The sequence below is a fragment of the Methylobacterium soli genome, from assembly GCF_008806385.1.
Taxonomy (GTDB): Bacteria; Pseudomonadota; Alphaproteobacteria; order Rhizobiales; family Beijerinckiaceae; genus Methylobacterium; species Methylobacterium soli.
Genome location: NZ_VZZK01000008.1, coordinates 94,113 through 113,120 on the forward strand (window position 1 = coordinate 94,113; position 19,008 = coordinate 113,120).

A 19,008-nucleotide genomic window follows, 5' to 3' on the forward strand; every position below is an offset into this window, starting at 1 on the left:
AAGGGAGGGTCTATCCAGCCGGTTCTCCCCAGCGCGCCGGAGCGTCGTCCGCGGGCGCGACTCCGACAGGTTCCTTGCTCACGCCGATGCCCCAAGCCCTCTGCCATAGACCGTGCCTGATGCGGGGACCGCGATGACCTCCGGGATCTGGGGCAAGCTCGGGGGGGTCGGACTCGGCATGGCGGTGGGTGGCCCCCTCGGTGCGCTGGCCGGGGGCGTGGCCGGCCATTTCCTCGTCGATCGCGAAGGTGCGCCCTTCGGCACCACGCCGCGGGACGTGGTGTTCACCACCGGCCTCGTGGCGCTTGCCGCCAAGATGGCGAAGTCCGACGGCGTGGTGACCCCATCCGAAGTCGAGGCCTTCGGCCGGGTCGTCCAGGTCGACGATGGCGCGCGGGCCGGGGTCGTGCGCCTGTTCGATCTCGCCAAGAAGACGACGAGTGGCTTCGAGGCCTATGCCCGGCAGATGGCCTCGGCATTTCACGATGAGCCGGCCCTCCTCGAGGATGTCCTCGACGGCCTGTTCCACATCGCCAAGGCGGATGGCGCCATCCATGAGGCGGAGGAGCACTATCTCCACGCAGTGGCTGAGATTTTCGGTTTTGACGAGGCCGCCTTCCGGCGCATCGCGGCCCGGCATGTCAGCCTCGCGGACGACCCCTATCTCGTGCTCGGCCTGGAGCCGGAGGCGAGCGATTCCGAGGTGAAGGCGTGCTACCGCAAGCTCGTCGCCGAGAGCCATCCGGATCGGGCCATCGCCCGCGGATTGCCGCCAGAAGCGGTCGCGATCACGACGCGCCGCCTCGCGGCGATCAACGCGGCCTATGACCGGATCGCGGCCGAGCGGGGCCTGCGGTGAGGGCCGTCCCCGAGAGCCCCATCGCGCAAGCCGTCGTGCCCTCGCCCAACCACGGCGAGCGGCAGGGAGTGCCGCCCGACCTGCTGATTCTGCATTATACCGGGATGGAGAGCGCGAGCGCGGCGCTCCAGCGCCTCGTGAACCCGATGGCCGAGGTCTCCGCCCATTATTTCGTGTTCGAGGATGGGCGCGTGGTGCAGATGGTGCCGGAAGGCCGCCGCGCCTGGCACGCGGGGCAAGCCGCCTGGAAAGGCGAGCGGGACATCAATTCGCGCTCGCTCGGCATCGAGATCGCACATCCCGGGCATGTTGGCGGCCTGCCCCCCTATCCGGAGGCGCAGATCGATGCCGTGATCGCGCTCGGGCGCGACCTCGTCCGGCGCTGGTCGATACCGCCTGAGCGGGTGCTCGCGCATTCGGACATCGCGCCGGAGCGAAAGGAGGATCCGGGGGAGGGATTTCCTTGGGATCGCCTCGCCCGGGAGGGTCTTGGGCACCACGTTCTCCCGGCGCCGCTCAGGGATGGACGATTCTTCGCGCAAGGCGACGGGGGCCAGCCGATCGAGGCGCTCCAGGCGATGCTCAGCCTCTACGGCTACGACCTGCCGGTGACGGGCCTGTTCGACGCCCGAACCCAGGCCGTCGTGACCGCCTTCCAGCGCCATTTCCGGCAGGCGCGCGTGGACGGCGTCGCAGATGCCTCGACCATCACGACGCTGCGCGACCTGATCGCGGCCCTTCCGGGCTGACGAGGCGAACCGTCCAGCGGGGCTCAGGCCCGTCCGCGGATCTCGGCTTCGCGCTCGACCCGAGGGCCTGCGTTCACGGGTTTGTCCCCGCGGGTGCGCCACAGGCTGTAGACGATGCCGCCGGCGAGCAACACCACCGTGACGGCGAGCGAGACCCATGGCGGCACGTCGATGAGTTCGAACGTGTCGGCCACGACGATCTTGCCGCCGATGAAGATCAGGATGAAGGCCAGCGCGGTCTTGAGATAAGCGAACCGCTCAACCATCGCGGCGAGCGCGAAGTAGAGGGCACGAAGCCCCAGGATCGCGAAGATGTTGGAGGTGTAGACCACGAAGGTGTCGGTGGTGATGGCGAAGATCGCCGGCACGCTGTCGACCGCGAAGATCACGTCGGCGCCGTTGACGAGCACCAGCGCCAAGGCCAGCGGCGTCAGCCACAGCATGGGCTTGCCGGTCGTCGGGCTCGGTTTGCACACCACGAAATGCTGGCCGTGCAACTCGGGCGTGATGCGCAGGGTCTTGCGCAGCCAGCGGACGGCGCCGTTGTCCTGGATGTCGCTCTCCTCCTCCTCCTTGGCGAAAAGCATCTTGAGGCCGGCATAGATCAGGAAGGCGGCAAACAGCGACAGCACCCAGGCCGCCTGATGCACCAGGGCGGCGCCGAGGCCGATCATCAGGCCGCGCAGCAGGATCGCCGCGAGGATGCCCCAGACGAGCACCCGGTGCTGGGCCGCGAGCGGAATGCCGAGCGCCGAGAGGATGACCGCGATGACGAAGACGTTGTCCATCGACAGCGACTTCTCGACCACGAGGCCGGCCACGTATTCCTGCCCGGCTTGGGGCCCAAGATACCACCAGACCCAGCCGCCGAAGATCAACCCGAGGGTCAGGTAGAAGGCGGTCAGCCCGAGGCTCTCCTTGACGCCGATCTCGTGATTCTTGTCGCGATGGAGCAGGCCGAGATCGAAGGCGAGCAGGCCGAAGATCAGGGCGTGGAACCCGAGCCACATCCAGACCGGCTTGCCGAGCCACGCGATATATAGAAAATCGAGCATGCGGGACCGTGATGCTTCTTTCGGTGAGGAAAGCATCGGCTCCGACATCACGGAAGCATCAAGGTGCATCCCGCCAGAGGGGCCCGCAGCCGATAGGCGCGAGTTAAGGACCCGATGGCGGCGAATCAAGGGTGCCCGAAGCGAGCCTCGGCGTCCGGTTCATCGGCTTGAGCCTTGACAGGCGACACGCTCGCCGCCTCTTCCCGGCCCATGGAGATGCAGGCGGATGACGGGATCGCGATCGTCGGCGGCGGGCCGGCCGGGCTCGCGGCGGCCGAGGTGTTGGCCGAGGCCGGGCATCCGGTCACGGTCTACGACCGGATGGCGTCGGTCGGGCGCAAGCTCCTGATCGCGGGGCGCGGCGGCCTCAATCTCACCCATAGCGAGCCGCTGCCTGCCTTCCTCGCCCGCTATCATCCAACGCTCAGCCTCGCGGAGGCGATCACGGCTTTCCCACCCGATGCCCTGCGGGCGTGGTGCGCGGATCTCGGAGAGCCGACCTTCATCGGATCGAGCGGGCGGGTGTTTCCACGAAGCTTCAAGGCCTCGCCGTTGCTGCGCGCTTGGCTCGGGCGGCTCGACGCGACCGGTGTCCGGATCCGGACCCGCCACCGGCTCGTCGGCTGGGAGGCCGGCCGACTCGCCTTCGAGACGCCGGACGGAGTCCGGACGATCGCCCCCCGCGCGGCGCTTCTGGCACTCGGCGGCGCGAGCTGGCCGCGTCTCGGCTCGGACGGAGCCTGGGTGCCGCTGCTCGAAGGACAGGGCATTCCGGTCTCGGAGCTGCGCCCGGCCAATGTCGGGTTCGCGGTCGCTTGGTCGGAGGTGTTCCGGGAGCGCTTCTCGGGCGAGCCGGTGAAGCGCATCGCTCTGACGGCGGACGGCGTCACGGTACGAGGCGAGGCGGTGATCACGCGGGACGGGATCGAGGGTGGCGCCGTCTACGCCTTGTCGCGGCTCCTGCGCGAGGCGATCCGCGCGACGGGAGAGGCCCGGCTCGTCCTCGACCTGCGACCTGACTTGCCGGAGGTGACGCTGGCCAAGCGCCTCGGCGCGCCGCGTCCCGGCGAGTCGATGGCGACGCGCCTGCGCAAGGCTGCGGGCCTCTCGCCCGTCGCGGCCGGCCTCCTGCGCGAGGCGGCCCGCCGGACACTGCCGAGCGCGGCGCCCGATCTCGCGGCCCTGATCAAGGCTGCGCCCCTGCGGCTTCACCGAACGCAAGGGCTGGAGCGGGCGATCTCGACCGCCGGCGGCGTCCGTTCCGCGGCCCTCGACAAGCGCTTCATGCTGCGCGATCGGCCCGGAACTTTCCTCGCCGGCGAGATGCTCGACTGGGAAGCGCCCACCGGGGGATACCTGTTGCAGGGCGCCTTCGCGAGCGGCCGGGCGGCCGCGGCCGGAATGATCGCCTGGCTCGGCGAGGCCTCATAGCCTGCTGCAGAACCCCACCATGCCGGTGGCCTCGCTCGGGCAGGCCGCGCTCGCCGTGCCTCCCGCCCCCGGGGTGAAAACCGGGCTGCCGCCCTTGAGGCAATAGGCCGAGACGAACACCTCTCCCTCCGCACAGGAGAGGGCACACCCGCTCGCCGGGCAGCTCTCGGTGCGGACGACCCGGAACGGAGCCGGATTGCTGCTCGCGAGGCCGACGGCACCCGCAGCACCGGGCGGACCCGCAGGTCCCTGCGGGCCAGCCACACCCTGCGAGCCCGCATCACCCCTGGCCCCGGTTTCCCCTCGAGGACCCGTATCGCCCTTGGGTCCTGGCTCACCCTTGGAGCCTGCCTCGCCTTTGGGGCCTGCCTCACCCTTCGGTCCCGGCTCGCCCTGCGGACCCGGAGGGCCCTGCAATCCGGCCAGCCCCTGTGGTCCGGTCGGGCCCGGTTGACCGGCCGGTCCCTCCGGCGCGCAATTCGCTACGACGACCTCGCGCTCATCCTCATCGGCCTTGAGGGTCGCGACGCAGGTCTGAGGCCGGTAGGGCAACCGGAACAGGAAGCGACCACGCTTGTCGGCCATGATCGAGATGTCGTCGTCCATCACCACGACGGTGCCGCCCTTGCGCACGGACCCGGAGATCCGCAGATCCCCCGCCTCAATGCGCGCGTCGTACACCATGATCGGCTGGGCCGGCATCTGGGGTGCGGGCGGTCGCGGACGAGCCTGACGTGCGGGCGCCACACGGGGCTGGACCTGCACGGTCGGCTGGTCCTGCTGCGCCGATGCCGGGACCGTGAAGGCGAGCGGAAGCAGGCCGAGCCAGGCCGTGGCGACGCGAACGAGGCGCATGAACATTCCCCCGATGGATGGCCTTGCCTCTGTACCGGCGCGGGCGGGGCGGACATTGCCGCTCCGCCCGCGCCAGGGTCAACCCTCGGTCTGGCGCCCCAAGTCTGGAGGTGAGACCCAGGCCCGAACGCGCCGTAGGCGTCCCGTCCACAGCTATCCACATCTCTCCACAGCCCAACCCTCTGACCAGCGACGGAAAAATCCGGAGCCCCTGAAACCGATTGAGTATGTTCTTGTTTTGTTCTTAGTTTCCCACATCCCTGGCCGCCGGATCGGAGCCTGTCGGAATGGAGCGGTCACAGGATGCGAAGCTGGATGAGGACGACCCGAGATCGGACCGCGCGGCCGCACTCGCCAGCCTGCGGGTGCTCATGGCGACGGCCCGGACACGGCGCGATCCCGGCACCGTCATGCCGCTCGGCATCCCCGGCCTCGACGACAGATTGCCGGGCGGCGGCCTCGGCCTCGGCCTGCTCCACGAGATCGCGCCCCTGGCCGAGGGCGACGAGCCGGCCGCCCTCGGCTTCACCCTGGCGCTCGTCGCCCGGCATCTCGCGCAGGCGGGAGGCGAGGCGCTCCTCGTCGTCGCACCGGGGCATCCGACGCCTTACGGCCACGGGCTTTCCGGGCTCGGGCTCGATCCCGGGCGCATCCTGCTGTTCGAGGTGGGCAGCGACGACGAGGCCCATCTCGCCCTGGAAGAGGCCTTGCGGGCGCAAGGGCTCCGAGCCGTGGCGGGCCTCCTCGATGCCGGCCTGCCCCTGAAACAGGGACGTCGCCTGCAACGCGCCGCCGAGGCAACCGCACCGCTCCTGCTCGTCCTGCGTCCGGCCCGCGCCGATCTGCCGAACGGAGCGGCGACACGCTGGCGGATCGGAGGCGCGCAAGGGGCGCGGGACCGGTTCGGCTGCCTCGCGCACCCGCGCTGGCAAACGCATCTCGAACGCTGCCGCAACGGGCGGCCGGGCACGTGGCTCTTGGAGTGGGATCATGCCGCGCATCGTTTCGGTCTGCCTGACGCATTGGCCGGTCACGCGCCTGCGGCGCGCGCTGGCCGCTCCTGACGACGGGACCCCCCTCGTCGTCGCGGCGGCCGGCCCGGGGGGCCTGTGCCTCACGGCCGTCGATGCGAAGGCGCAGGCCCTGGGGCTGCGCCCCGGCGAGCCCCTCGGTCGCGTGCGCGCCCGCATCGGCACCCCGCTTCAGGTCCACCCCGCCGACCCGGAGGCCGACGCCGCCGCCCTGGTACGGCTCTGCCTCTGGGCCCAGCGCTACACGCCCTGCGTCGCCCCGTTCGGGACGGCCGAGTGCAGCGAGGGCTTCTTCCTCGACGTGGCGGGAGCAAGCCATCTCCAGGGCGGCGAGGCGGGGCTGATGGCCGATCTCGCCGGACGGCTCGCGGCCCATGCCATCCCGGTCCGGCTGGCGCTCGCCGACAGCCCCGGCGCGGCCTTCGCGCTCGCCCGCCACGGCCGCGACCGCGCGATCGTGCCGCCCGGCGAAGCTCCGAAGGCCCTGCGGGCGCTCCCCGTCGAGGCCCTGCGCCTCGAACCCGCTCTCGTCACGGCCCTGAAGCGCCTCGGCCTGCGCCGGATCGGGGCGCTCGCCGAGGCGCCTCGGGCGCCTCTGGCGCGTCGCTTCGGGGAGGTCCTGCTCACCCGTCTCGATCAGGCCCTCGGCCACCGGCCGGAGCCCCTGGTCCCGATCGGAGAAGCAATCGCCTACGGAGCGGGGCGCGGGTTCCTCGATCCGATCGGCCGGCAGGAGACCATCGTGGCCACCGTGCATTGGCTGATGCGGAGGATCGCGCCCCGCCTCGAGGCGGACGGCCTCGGCGCCTGCGGTGTCCGCCTCACCCTGCACCGGGTCGACAACAGGGTGCGCAGCCTTGATCTCGGCTTCGCGGAACCGACCCGGTGCGCGGAGCACGTGGCGCGCCTGGCGCGCCTGCGCCTCGAACGCCTGGGAAGTGCCCTGGATGCCGGCTTCGGCTTCGAGACCGTGCGCCTCGACGTGACGGTCACCGGCGCGATGCCCAAGCAGCAGACGACGCTCCCGGCCGTCTCGGTCCCGCAGGCTCTTGCCCTCGGCCAGCTCGTCGATGCCCTGCGCCAGCGCACCGGCCGGCGGGTGATCCGCCTGGAGCCGCGGGCAAGCCACGTCCCGGAGCGGGCGGACGTGCTGGCGCCGTGGCGGAGCGAGGCCGGCAGCCTGCAACCCATCCCTTCCGCACCCGCCGGCCAGAGGCGCCGGGGCAGAGCGCAGGCCTTGCAGGATGAGGCTGTGCAGGATGAGGCTGTGGATGGGAGAGGCGGAGCATCCCCCGAGCCGGTCACCCGCGTGACTCTGAACTGGCCAGCCCCGGACGATGGTCTGCGCCCGCGCCCGATCGTGCTGTTCGAGCGGAGCGAGGCGGCAGAGGTGATCGCGTTGGCGCCCGAGGGGCCGCCGGAGCGGTTCCGCTGGCGGCGGCGGCTGCACCGCGTCGCCCATGCGGAGGGTCCCGAGCGCATCGCCGGCGAGTGGTGGCGTGAAACCGCGGCGGCGCGCGACTATTACGTCGTCGAGTGCGAGGCTGGCCGCCGGCTCTGGCTCTACCGGGATGGTGCCCACGCTCCCGGCGAGCCGGCGGCCTGGTTCGTTCACGGGCTTTTCGCGTGACGGGCGCGCCCGCCTTCGCCGAGCTCGCCGTGTCCACGAACTTCTCCTTCCTGCGCGGGGCCTCGCACCCGCAGGAATACGTGGAGCAGGCCATCGGCTACGGGCTCACGGCCATCGGTATCGCCGACCGCAACACCTTCGCGGGGCTGGTGCGGGCCCACGCGGCGGCACGGGTGAAGCCCCATAAGCCGCACGGCCCGCATCCGCCGGAGATGTGGAACATCCGCTTCCTGCCGGGCGTGCGCCTCGTCACCGAGGAGGGGTTCGAGGCCGTCACCTACCCGATGGACCGGGCCGCCTATGGGCGCCTCTGCCGGCTGCTCTCGGCCGGAAACCGGCGCTCGCGGAAGGGCCAGTGCCGCTTCGGCTTCACCGAACTGCTGGCGGCGGCCGAAGGCCAGATCTTCATCGCGATGCCGCCGGGGCGCCGGCCCGAGCCGCCGAGATCCTTCGCAGCGCATCTCGAGGCTTTGGCCGCGGCGGCCCCCGGGCGAACCTATCTCGGCGGCAGCCACGCGCATCGCGGCGACGAACGTCACCGGCTCGGCCTGCTGGCGGAGATCGGAGGCCGCCTCGGCGCCCCCCTCGTCGCGGTCTCGGACGCGCTCTACCACCACCCCGACCGCCGGCAGCTCCAGGACGTGCTGACCTGCATTCGCGAGGGCCGCAAGCTCGGCGAGGCCGGCTACCGGCTGGAGGCCAATGCCGAGCGCCACCTGAAGCCGCCCGCCGAGATGGCGCGCCTCTTCGCCGACCATCCCGACGCACTCCGCCGCACCCTTGAGATCGTGGAAGCCTGCGACTTCTCCCTGGGCGAGCTCCATTACGAGTACCCGGACGAGCCGGTGCCGCCGGGCCGGACGCCGCAGGCCTACCTGGAGGAGAAGACCTTCGAGCGGGCCCGATGGCGCTTCCCGGACGGTGTTCCCGAGGGCGTAGAGGCGACCCTGCGCGAGGAGCTGCACCTCATCGCGAAGATGGATTACGCGCGCTACTTCCTCACGCTGTTCGATCTCGTGGAGTTCGCGCGTGACCGGGGCATCCTCTGCCAGGGGCGCGGCTCGGCGGCGAACTCCGCCGTCTGCTTCTGCCTCGGTATCACGGCGGTCGATCCGACCAAGACCCGGCTGCTGTTCGCCCGCTTCATCTCAGAGAACCGGGACGAACCGCCCGACATCGACGTCGATTTCGAGCACGAGCGGCGCGAGGAGGTGATCCAGTATCTCTACGGCAAGTACGGCCGCGAGCGAGCCGCGATCTGCTCGACCGTGATCCATTACCGGCCCCGCTCGGCCATCCGCGAGGTCGGCAAGGTGCTGGGGCTCACCGAGGACATCACGGCGGCCCTCTCCGAGACGGTCTGGGGCTCGTGGGGCCAGGACCTGCCGGACAAGCACGTGACGGAAGCGGGGCTCGACCCGGCCAACCCGGCCATCCGGCAGGCGGTCGATCTCGCGGTCTCGCTCATCGGCTTCCCGCGCCACCTGTCGCAGCATGTGGGCGGCTTCGTACTGACCCGCGGACGCCTCGACGAGACCGTGCCGGTGGGCAACGCCGCCATGCCGGACCGCACCTTCATCGAGTGGGACAAGGACGACATCGATGTCCTCGGCCTGATGAAGGTCGACGTGCTGGCGCTCGGCATGCTGACCTGCCTGAAGCGCGGCCTGGGCTTCCTGGAGAAGGAATACGGCCTGGATTACCCGACGCTCGCCGACCTGCCGCAGGACGATCCAGCCGTCTACGCGATGCTCGCCAGGGCCGATTCCGTCGGGGTGTTCCAGGTCGAGAGCCGGGCGCAGATGTCGATGCTGCCCCGCCTGAAGCCGAAGGAATTCTACGATCTTGTGGTGCAGGTCGCGATCGTGCGCCCCGGCCCGATCCAGGGGGACATGGTCCATCCCTACCTGCGCCGCAGGGCAGGGATCGACCCGGTGGATTATCCCGCCCCGCATCCGGATCAGGGCGACGCGGACGAGTTACATGCGGTCCTGCACAGAACCTTCGGCGTGCCGCTGTTCCAGGAGCACGCCATGCAGATCGCCATCACGGCGGCGGGCTTTACCCCGGCCGAGGCCGACGGCCTGCGTCGGGCCATGGCGACCTTCCGGCATGTCGGCACCATCGGGATCTTCGAGGAGAAGTTCGTCGGCGGCATGACGCGGCGGGGCTATCCGCGGGACTTCGCCGAGCGCTGCTTCGCGCAGATCAGGGGCTTCTCCACCTACGGCTTCCCGGAAAGCCATGCGGCGAGCTTCGCGCTCCTCGTCTACGCCTCGGCCTGGCTCAAATACCGCCATCCGGACGTGTTCCTGGCCGCGATCCTCAACGCACAGCCGATGGGATTCTACCAGCCGGCCCAGCTCGTGCGGGATGCCCGCGCGCACGGCGTCGAGGTGCGTGGCCCCGACGTCAACGCGAGCGACTGGGACTGCACCCTCGAGCCGGCCGCCGAGGCCCCTCCCCCGGGCGTCCCGCGGCGGCTCGCCGTGCGGATCGGCCTCAGGCAGGTGAGCGGCCTGCCGCAAGCCGCCATGCACCGCCTCGTGGCGGTCCGGGGCAACGGCTATGCCAGCATCGAGGGGCTTCAGGCGGCCCTCGCCCTGCCCCGCAACGCCCTGGAGCGGCTGGCCGAGGCGGATGCCTTCCGCTCACTGGAGCTCGATCGGCGCGCGGCCCTGTGGGCGGTGCGCACGCTCGAGGGCACCTCAGCCCGCAAGGCCGCGAAGGCTGCCGCGGCGGCGGGACCGGAGCGCCGGGCGCATCTCCTCGAGACGCCGCTGCCGCTCTTCGCCTTCCACGCCGATGACGGCCTGTTCCGCAACGAACCCGCGGTGGCGCTTCCCGCCATGGCTCCGAGCGAGCACGTGGCGGAGGATTACGTGGCGACCGGCCTCTCGCTCAAAGGGCATCCCGTCGCGTTCTTCCGGGAGCGGCTCGCCCGCATCGGCGCGATTCCGGCAAGCGCGCATCGCGACGAGGGGCTAGCCCTGAACAGCCGCCTGACGGTGGCGGGCCTCGTGCTCACCCGGCAGCGGCCGGGCACCGCCAAGGGCGTGGTCTTCCTGACGATCGAGGACGAGACCGGGATCGCCAACGTTATCGTCTGGCGCAAGGTCTTCGAGGCGAACCGGCGCGCCGCCATGACGGCCCGCTTCCTCGCCGTTCGGGGCCGCGTGCAGCGCGAGGGCTCGGGCGAGCACAGAGTGGTCCACCTCATCGCCGAGCGCTTCCGCGACCTCACGGACGAATTGCGGATCTTGCGCGAGGGCGGCGTGAAGCTGCCGCCGGAGACCACGGATTTCGGCGCCCCCCTCGACCGGCGCGTCTATCGCAGCCGGGACTTCCACTGATGCGCGCCCCGGACAGCCTTTCGGGACCTGCATCGACCAGCCCGCGCGGGACTTGCCGTGGCCGCCATCCGCCTCACGAAGCGATCCGTCGAATCTCGTACGGCGCGTAAGCTTCGGACCCGCCATGCGCCTCGACAATGCAGGGGGCCCGCGTAGAGTGCCGCCATGCTTCGACTCGCCTCCCCGCTCGCCCTCACGCTCCTGCTTCTCGCGCCCGCTGCCGCGCGTGCCGATGCCTGCGACGGCCTCGCTCAGCAGATCGCGGAAGCGACGGGCGGGAAGGTCGGGCGGCGCTCGGGGCCGAGCATCGACATCAAGGTGCCGGGCAGCATCAAGATCGATCTCACCTGCCGGGCCGAGCCCATCGTCCAGGCGAGTTCAGGCGACCCGACCCCCTCGGCGCTCTTCTTCCGCGATCTGTCGATCGCCTCGCAGCTCCTCGTCGGCGAACCGGCCGGAACCGTCCAATCCGTGCTCGGCAAGGCTTACCAGACGGCCCTCTCGGAGCGCCGCAAGTCCTTCATCCAGCAGAATGGCTGGTCGGCGAGCTGCTACACCGACAGCGCCGGCTCGATCCGCACGCTCTGCTCGGTCGGGCGTATCCCGCCCGGGTGAGCAGTCGACCCGACCCGGTCGACGACCGGACCGGGTCCGTTCGCGCGCACCTCGCCGAGGCGCGCGCCGGGCTCGCCCCGATCAGTAATCGATCACGTCTTCCAGCGCGTAGTGCTTGACCGTCTTGCGGTTGGCGATCAGCTCGTCGACGGTAGGCTCGCCCCTGAGCGCGCGGCCGATGGCGAGCTTCGTCGCCTCGTAATTAGTCCGGTAGAGGTCCTTGCGGTCGAGATTGGCATCGTCGGCGCAGCGCGGGTCGAGCCAGATCATGATGATCATGCAGAGCTCGTCGAGACCGTCCTTCGGCAGGATGCCCTCGATGATGCAATCGACGATGGCGTCGCCGGTGGCCGCCTGGACCACGCCGCCGAGGAGGTCCACGTACTCGGCCGTGTGGATCGTGGCCTTGGTGGTCATCATGGTGGCAGGACGCACGAGCTGGTTGAGATCGCGCACCACGAACATGCGGGTATGGCCCTGCACCTGACCCATCATGCTCGCGAAGGCATGGCCGGCAGGACCGCGGGTGGAGCCGATCAGCACTTCGGGCATCGCGTCCGTGTACTGACCTTCGGCGGCGAGCACCGTGGCCTCGCCGGTGCGGAACCAGATCTCGGACATGTCCTGTTACCCTTCGTGGTGTGACGAGCGCGCACAAACACCACCGGGGCGCGCAGCGTCAATCGCCGGCCCACCGGAAGACGAGGCTCGACATCATCCGGCCCCCGGAACTGCCTGCTCGTGCCCCCTGGTCACTTGCGGCACGATCGTTCATGCAGGGCCGGCATCACGCGGAGACGATCCGATGCGGAGGAGAGGCGCAGCGCCGATGAGCGGATCACAGCGGAGTCGGGATTGGAGCCTGTCGGTCGCCACGGCCGAGGACGGGGTGCGGCTCGAATTCGGTCTCAACGATCTGAAGGGCCGTCCGATGACGGCCATCCTCGATCTCGACCGCAACGAGGCGCGCAACCTCGCCCGGGCTCTGCTCGCCGCCGCGGGCGACGCAATGGAACGGACCTTCCCGCACCCGCCGGGGGGAAAGGATTGAGCCGGATCCGGCGTCAGCGCTGGCCGACCCCGACGCCACCGCGCCCGGGCAGCCGCGGCACCTTCGTGCCGCGCTTCTCGATCGGGCCGCCGCAGGCATAGACGAACTCGCTCTGCAGATCGGTGAAGATCGTCTCGCCGGTGATCTGGCAATCCTCGCGCACGGTCTCGTCGAGGTAGGTCCGCGCCGCGAGACGGAAGCGCTGGGTGCGGGTCTCGGCCGGGTCGCGACTCTCGTAGCGGCCGCCGAGACCGCAGCCCGTCACCTCGCGCAGAGCGTTCGAGACGACGAGCATCCGGCGCTGCTGGCGCTGATCATAGATCTCGTAAGGGTCGTTGCAGCCGATCGTGACCACCTGCGGTGTCAGGCTGACATAGGTCTTCGAGATATAGGAAAACCCGGTGCAGCCCGTCACCGCGAAGCCGAGAGCGCACACGAGCGCCAGCCCCTTGCCTGTCATCGCCATCCCGACCGAGCCACGCGCCATTCCCGAGCGCCATTGAAGCGGCCGGGCGCCTGCGGTCAAGCCTGGGACGATCTCCCAACGGATCGCCGGCGCGCCTATGCCCAGGCGGACAACCCCTCGCCGATGCTGCGCACGTCGATCGCAGCGGCCTGCATGCTCACCGAGATGTCGCGGGTGACCGCACTCTGCTCCTCGATCGAGTTCGTGGCCTGGGTGACGAATTCCTGCACGGCGGCAACGCCGGAGGTGATCGAGCTCAGGGTGTTGGCCACGTCGTCGGAGACCTCCTGCATGCCAGTGATCTCCACCAAGATCCGGGCGGTCGCCGAGGTGGCTTGGTTCGCGAGGCTCTTGACCTCGTTGGCCACGATCGCGAAGCCCTTGCCGGCCTCTCCGGCGCGCACCGCCTCGATCGTCGCGTTGAGGGCCAAGAGGTTGATCTGCTCGGCAATTTTGGTGATCGCCTGGACCACCCCGTCCATCGACTGGGCCGCCGCGCGCAGGCGGATCTGAGCCTGATCGGCGATGTGGGCCTTGCCGTGGATGCCGTCGACGGCATCCTTCGAGCGCACCATCACGCCGGCAATCTCCGACACCGTGACGCTCATCCGCTCGGCGGCGGCGGCGACCGACTGGACATTGCTCAGCGTCTGCGCAGTGGCACCAACCGCGCGGGCGCGCGCCTCCATGTTCCGGCTCACGTCGGTGGCATATTTCACGACCTTGAACGGGCGTCCGTTGAGGTCGAGGATCGGGTTGTAGCTCGCCTGGATCGAGACCCTGCGCCCGTTGCGGCCGACGCGCTCGAAGATCGCGGAGAAGAACTCGCCCCGGCGCAGCCGCTGCCAGAACTCGTTATAGGCTTTGCCCGCGGCGTAAGCGGGGTCCACGAACATGCGGTGATGACGTCCGCGGATCTCGCTGAGCCGATAGCCCATCGCGTTGCAGAAATGCTCGTTGGCGTCGAGGACATGCCCATTCAAGTCGAACTGGATGATCGCCTGCGAACGATTGATCGCCTCGAACTGACTTCCGTGATCGGCGGCTCTCATCTTGGCCTCCGTCACGTCGGAGGCAAACTTTACGACCTTGAACGGGCGTCCATCCATGTCGAGGATCGGGTTATAGCTTGCCTGGATCCAGACTTCCCGTTGTCCTTTGGCGACACGTTTGAACTCACCCTGCCGGTACTCGCCGGTCCTCAGCTTCTGCCAGAACGCCGTATAATCCTCCCCTTCGGCGACGGTCGGATCGACGAACATCCGGTGATTCTGCCCAAGGACATCGGCCTGCTCATAGCCGAAGAGCTTCAGGAAGACGTCATTCACATCAAGGAACGTCCCGTCCATCGCGAGATGGGCCACCGCCTGCGACTTGTTGATGGCCTCGACCTGCCCTCGGAAATCGGCATTGCGCAGCTTCTCGGCCGTGACGTCGGTGGCGAACTTCACGATCCGGAGCGGGCGCCCGCGTCGATCGAGGATCGGGTTGTAGGTCGCCTGGATCCAGACTTCGCGGCCGCCGCGGCCAATGCGCTTGTACTCGGCGGATTGGAACCGCCCTTGCCTGAGATCCTGCCAGAATACCTTGTAGGCTTCGCTCTCCGCGTTGACCGGATCGACGAACATGCGGTGGTGCTTGCCCCGCACCTCGCCGATCTCGTAGCCCATGAGGGCCAGGAAATTCGCGTTCGCGTCGAGAACCGTCCCGTCCATCGCGAACTCGATGGTGGCCAGCGAACGGTCGAGGGACAGGAGGCGCGCCTCGCTATCGGTGCCCACACCCCTCAGCTTTCCCAACCACGTCATGACGGCCCTCCAAAGACCGCCATGTTTTAAGATAATGTTGCTTAACAGAGCCCCATTGTCCCCGGAGATATTCGGCAAGGTAGAGATATATAAATGCTCTCAGCAATAGGATGTATCGGTTCTATGCTATTTTTTATCGGATATAGATAAACGATGAATCTCCAATTGCACGATTTGCCTCAAATCTCACCCCGCTGCCGCTTGCCGACGCGAGCATGATTCGCGGTGCGGCCACGAAACAGCACCGATCGCCCGGTCCCAGGGAGAGAGACCGGGCGCGACCAGAGCACCGGAGGCCCGGGGCTCACTCCGCCGCGGCGGCGAGGTAGCGTGCCGGGTCGTAGTTGAGGATCGGGCCGAGCCAGCGCTCGACCTCGGCGAGGTCCATGCCCTTGCGGGCCGCGTAATCCTCGACCTGATCCCGCTCGACCTTGGCAACGCCGAAATAATGCGCCTGCGGGTGGGCGATGTAGAGCCCGGAGACCGAGGAACCCGGCCACATGGCGTAGGATTCCGTGAGCTTGACGCCGATGCGCGGCTCGGCCTGGAGCAGGTCGAACAGCGTCACCTTCTCGGTATGGTCGGGCTGGGCCGGGTAGCCCGGGGCGGGGCGGATGCCGGCATAGTCCTCGTGCACGAGTTGCTCGGGCGTGAAGGCCTCGTCAGCCGCGTAACCCCAGAATTCGCGCCGCACGCGCTCGTGCATGCGCTCGGCCAGGGCCTCCGCAATGCGATCGGCGAGGGCTTTCACGAGGATCGAGCGGTAATCGTCGTTCTGGCGCTCGAAGCGCTCGGCGATGCGCACTTCCTCGAGCCCCGCCGTCACGACGAAGCCGCCGATGTAATCGGCGATGCCCCTCCCGGCCGGTGCCACGAAATCGGAGATGCAGGTGTTCGAGCGCCCGTCCCGCTTCGAGAGTTGCTGGCGCAGACCGTGGAAGGTGGCGAGCGTCTCCTGCCGGCTGTCGCCCGTATAGAGCGCGATGTCGTCGCCGACGCTGTTGGCCGGCCAGAAGCCGATCACCGCCTTCGGGTTGAACCAGCGCTCCTCGACGATCTGCCTCAGCATCACCTGCGCGTCATCGAACAGGGCCTTGGCGGCCGGGCCCTGGTTCGGGTCCTCGAAAATCGCCGGATAGCGGCCCTTGAACTCGTAGGTCTGCAGGAAGGGCGTCCAGTCGATATAGGGGACGAGGTCGGCGACCTCGTAGGTGCGGAACACCCGGGTACCGGTGAAACTCGGCTTGACCGGCCTGTAGTCGGACCAATTGATCTTGAAGGGGTTGGTGCGAGCCTTGGCGAGCGGCAACCGCTGCTTCTCGGCCTCGGAGCGGGCGTGGGCGTCGGCGACCTTGCGGTACTCGGCGCGCACCGTCTCGATCGTGGCCTCCCGCGTCTCCTTCGAGATCAGGCTCGACACCACGCCGACCGCGCGGCTCGCATCCGTGACGTAGACGGCTTGTCCACGCTCGTAGGCCGGGTGGATCTTCACCGCCGTATGGACGCGGCTGGTGGTGGCGCCGCCGATCAGGAGAGGCACGTCGAAGCCCTCCCGCTCCATCTCGCCCGCGACATGCACCATCTCGTCGAGGGACGGCGTGATCAGGCCCGAGAGGCCGACGATGTCGACGTTCTCTCGCTTGGCCGTGTCGATGATCTTGGCCGCCGACACCATCACGCCGAGATCGATGATCTCGTAGTTGTTGCAGGCCAGCACGACCCCGACGATGTTCTTGCCGATATCGTGAACGTCGCCCTTCACGGTCGCCATCAGGATCTTGCCGGCGGCGCGGCGCTTGCCGTCGCCGCCATTGGCGAGCTTCTCGGCCTCCATGTAGGGCTCCAGATAAGCCACGGCCTGCTTCATCACGCGGGCGGACTTCACGACCTGCGGCAGGAACATCTTGCCTGAGCCGAACAGGTCGCCGACCACGTTCATGCCGGCCATCAGCGGCCCCTCGATGACGTGGAGCGGACGCTCGGCCTGAATGCGCGCCTCCTCGGTGTCGGCGATGATGTACTCGGTGATGCCGTTGACGAGCGCGTGCTCCAGCCGCTTCGCGACGGGGGCTTCACGCCATGCCAAGTCGATGACCCGGGCCTTGACCTCACCACCCGTCTTGAAGCGCTCGGCGGATTCGAGGAGGCGCTCCGTCGAATCGTCACGCCGATTGAGGACGACGTCCTCGCAGAGATCGCGCAGATCCGCCGGGATCTCGTCATAGACCGCGAGTTGGCCCGCGTTGACGATGCCCATATCCATGCCGGCCTGGATGGCGTGGTAGAGGAACACCGCGTGCATCGCCTCACGCACGGGCTCGTTGCCCCGGAAGGCGAAGGAAAGGTTCGAGACGCCGCCCGAGATGTGGGCATGCGGCAGGCTCTCCCGAATCTTGCGGGTCGCTTCAATGAAGGCGACGCCGTAGGGATTGTGCTCCTCGATTCCGGTGGCCACCGCGAAGATGTTCGGGTCGAAGATGATGTCCTCGGGCGGAAAGCCGACCTCCTCGGTCAGGACCTTGTAGGCGCGGGTGCAGATGTCGACCTTCCGCTCGAGCGTGTCGGCCTGTCCCTTCTCGTCGAAGGCCATCACAACGACCGCGGCGCCGTAGGAGCGGCACACCTTGGCATCGTGAATGAATTTCTCGACGCCCTCCTTCATGGAGATCGAGTTCACCACTGCCTTACCTTGCAGGCATTTGAGGCCGGCCTCGATCACCTCGAACTTCGAGGAATCGACCATCACGGGCACGCGCGCGATGTCGGGCTCGGCGGCGACGAGGTTGAGGAACTCGACCATGGCCTGCTGGCTGTCGAGCAGGCCCTCGTCCATGTTGACGTCGATGATCTGGGCGCCCGCCGCCACCTGATCGCGGGCGACGTCGAGGGCGGCGGCGTAGTCGCCGTTCTTGATCAGCTTACGGAATTTGGCGGAACCCGTGACGTTCGTGCGCTCGCCCACATTCACGAACGGGATCTGCTTGGTCAGGGTGAAGGGCTCTAAACCCGACAGGCGCATCAGGCGCGGGACCTCGGGGGTCGGGCGCGGCGCCTTTCCGGCGACCGCTTCGGCAATCGCCCGGATATGATCCGGCGTGGTGCCGCAGCAGCCGCCGACCATGTTGACGATTCCGCTCGCGGCGAACTCGCCCACGAGCTTGCCCATCGCCTCGGGACTCTCGTCGTAGAGGCCGAACTCGTTCGGCAGGCCCGCATTCGGATAGGCGCAGACGAGGGTGTCGCAGACGCGCGACAACTCGCTGATATGCCCGCGCATCTCCTTGGCACCGAGGGCGCAGTTCAGCCCGAAGGTCAGCGGCGCGCAGTGGCGCAGGGCGTTCCAGAATGCCTCCGGGGTCTGGCCGGAGAGGGTGCGGCCGGAAAGGTCCGTGATCGTGCCCGAGATCTGAATCGGCAAACGGATGCCGGTCTCCTCGAAGACCTGCCAGGTCGCTGCGATCGCGGCTTTGGCGTTCAGCGTGTCGAAAATCGTCTCGATCAGGATCAGCTCGGCGCCGCCGTCGATGAGGCCGTGGACCTGCTCGGCGTAGGCCGTCTTGACCTGATCGAAGGTGACGGCCCGGTACCCCGGATTGTTCACGTCGGGGGAGATCGAGAGGGTGCGGTTCGTCGGCCCGATGGCGCCTGCGACGAAGCGGCGGCGTCCATCCTGCTTCTCGGCAAGGGCAGCAGCCTCGCGGGCAAGTCGCGCGCCCTCGCGGTTCAGTTCGTGGATGATCGATTCCATGCCGTAATCGGCCTGGGCGATCGTGGTGCCCGAGAAGGTGTTGGTCTCGCAGACATCGGCACCTGCCAGGAAGTAATCGAGGTGGATCTGCCGGATCGCGTCCGGCTGCGTCAGGATCAGAAGGTCGTTGTTGCCCTTCTGGTCATGGGCATGATCCAGAAAGCGCGATCCGCGGAAATCCGCCTCGCCGTAGCCGAGCCGCTGGATCACGGTCCCCATCGCGCCGTCGAGCACCAGGATCTTCTCCCGCGCGCGCTGCCGCAGGGCCTTCTCGATCTCGGTGCCGTCGACGGGGCGGATATCGGTCATGGAATCTCTCACGGTCATCCCGGGCCCGCGATGGAGCCTCCGGAAACC

General features: G+C 68.7%; 14 protein-coding genes. 8 read left to right on the forward strand and 6 right to left on the reverse strand.

The features are described 5' to 3' along the window. Positions 1-133 precede the first annotated feature (133 nt). Together F6X53_RS09835 and F6X53_RS09840 are read left to right on the forward strand one after the other, a co-directional pair. Positions 134-859: a TerB family tellurite resistance protein gene (locus F6X53_RS09835; protein WP_150999846.1), complete on the forward strand. Its 726-nt coding sequence runs from the start codon at positions 134-136 to the stop codon at positions 857-859. Further along, entirely contained in the window at positions 856-1,608 is a 753-nt protein-coding gene (locus tag F6X53_RS09840; protein WP_150999847.1) for an N-acetylmuramoyl-L-alanine amidase, read from the forward strand. The genes F6X53_RS09835 and F6X53_RS09840 overlap by 4 nt, the downstream gene beginning before the upstream one ends. A gap of 23 nt (positions 1,609-1,631) precedes the next feature. Here F6X53_RS09840 and F6X53_RS09845 read toward each other — a convergent pair whose 3' ends face one another. Further along, on the reverse strand, positions 1,632-2,663 hold the full coding sequence (locus F6X53_RS09845) for a TerC family protein (protein ID WP_150999848.1): 1,032 nt from the start codon (positions 2,661-2,663) through the stop codon (positions 1,632-1,634). 210 nt (positions 2,664-2,873) lie between these two features. On the opposite strand from F6X53_RS09845, the gene F6X53_RS09850 reads away from it, so the two are divergent. Continuing rightward, complete coding sequence (locus tag F6X53_RS09850) at positions 2,874-4,094, forward strand: TIGR03862 family flavoprotein (RefSeq protein ID WP_150999949.1); 1,221 nt, start codon at positions 2,874-2,876, stop codon at positions 4,092-4,094. Here F6X53_RS09850 and F6X53_RS09855 read toward each other — a convergent pair. Further along, on the reverse strand, positions 4,089-4,949 hold the full coding sequence (locus F6X53_RS09855; RefSeq protein ID WP_238297357.1) for a collagen-like protein: 861 nt from the start codon (positions 4,947-4,949) through the stop codon (positions 4,089-4,091). The genes F6X53_RS09850 and F6X53_RS09855 overlap by 6 nt on opposite strands. A gap of 287 nt (positions 4,950-5,236) precedes the next feature. Here F6X53_RS09855 and F6X53_RS09860 point away from each other — a divergent pair, with 287 nt between their 5' ends. The 4 genes from F6X53_RS09860 (at position 5,237) to F6X53_RS09875 (ending at position 11,578) form a co-directional block, all read left to right on the forward strand. After that, positions 5,237-6,013: an ImuA family protein gene (locus tag F6X53_RS09860; RefSeq protein WP_150999850.1), complete on the forward strand. Its 777-nt coding sequence runs from the start codon at positions 5,237-5,239 to the stop codon at positions 6,011-6,013. Continuing rightward, positions 5,940-7,610, forward strand: a complete 1,671-nt coding sequence (locus tag F6X53_RS09865; RefSeq protein WP_150999851.1) for a Y-family DNA polymerase — start codon at positions 5,940-5,942, stop codon at positions 7,608-7,610. Before F6X53_RS09860 ends, F6X53_RS09865 begins: the two co-directional genes overlap by 74 nt. Then, positions 7,607-10,963, forward strand: a complete 3,357-nt coding sequence (locus tag F6X53_RS09870) for an error-prone DNA polymerase (RefSeq protein WP_238297355.1) — start codon at positions 7,607-7,609, stop codon at positions 10,961-10,963. Before F6X53_RS09865 ends, F6X53_RS09870 begins: the two co-directional genes overlap by 4 nt. A gap of 165 nt (positions 10,964-11,128) precedes the next feature. Beyond that, positions 11,129-11,578 (forward strand): hypothetical protein, encoded by a 450-nt coding sequence (locus F6X53_RS09875; RefSeq protein ID WP_150999852.1) that lies wholly within the window; start codon positions 11,129-11,131, stop codon positions 11,576-11,578. Between the two features lie 81 nt (positions 11,579-11,659). Here the strand turns inward: F6X53_RS09875 and F6X53_RS09880 are convergent, their stop codons facing one another. Beyond that, entirely contained in the window at positions 11,660-12,199 is a 540-nt protein-coding gene (locus F6X53_RS09880; RefSeq protein WP_150999853.1) for a formaldehyde-activating enzyme, read from the reverse strand. A gap of 208 nt (positions 12,200-12,407) precedes the next feature. Here F6X53_RS09880 and F6X53_RS09885 point away from each other — a divergent pair, with 208 nt between their 5' ends. Continuing rightward, the gene (locus F6X53_RS09885) at positions 12,408-12,629 is read left to right on the forward strand and encodes a hypothetical protein (protein ID WP_150999854.1); all 222 of its coding nucleotides are present in this window, start codon (positions 12,408-12,410) and stop codon (positions 12,627-12,629) included. A gap of 13 nt (positions 12,630-12,642) precedes the next feature. Here F6X53_RS09885 and F6X53_RS09890 read toward each other — a convergent pair whose 3' ends face one another. The 3 genes from F6X53_RS09890 to metH form a co-directional block, all read right to left on the reverse strand. Further along, positions 12,643-13,095: a hypothetical protein gene (locus tag F6X53_RS09890; RefSeq protein ID WP_150999855.1), complete on the reverse strand. Its 453-nt coding sequence runs from the start codon at positions 13,093-13,095 to the stop codon at positions 12,643-12,645. A 95-nt stretch (positions 13,096-13,190) separates the two neighbouring features. After that, the gene (locus F6X53_RS09895; RefSeq protein ID WP_150999856.1) at positions 13,191-14,903 is read right to left on the reverse strand and encodes a methyl-accepting chemotaxis protein; all 1,713 of its coding nucleotides are present in this window, start codon (positions 14,901-14,903) and stop codon (positions 13,191-13,193) included. Between the two features lie 304 nt (positions 14,904-15,207). Beyond that, on the reverse strand, positions 15,208-18,960 hold the full coding sequence (gene metH / locus F6X53_RS09900; protein WP_150999857.1) for a methionine synthase: 3,753 nt from the start codon (positions 18,958-18,960) through the stop codon (positions 15,208-15,210). Positions 18,961-19,008: the final 48 nt, after the last annotated feature.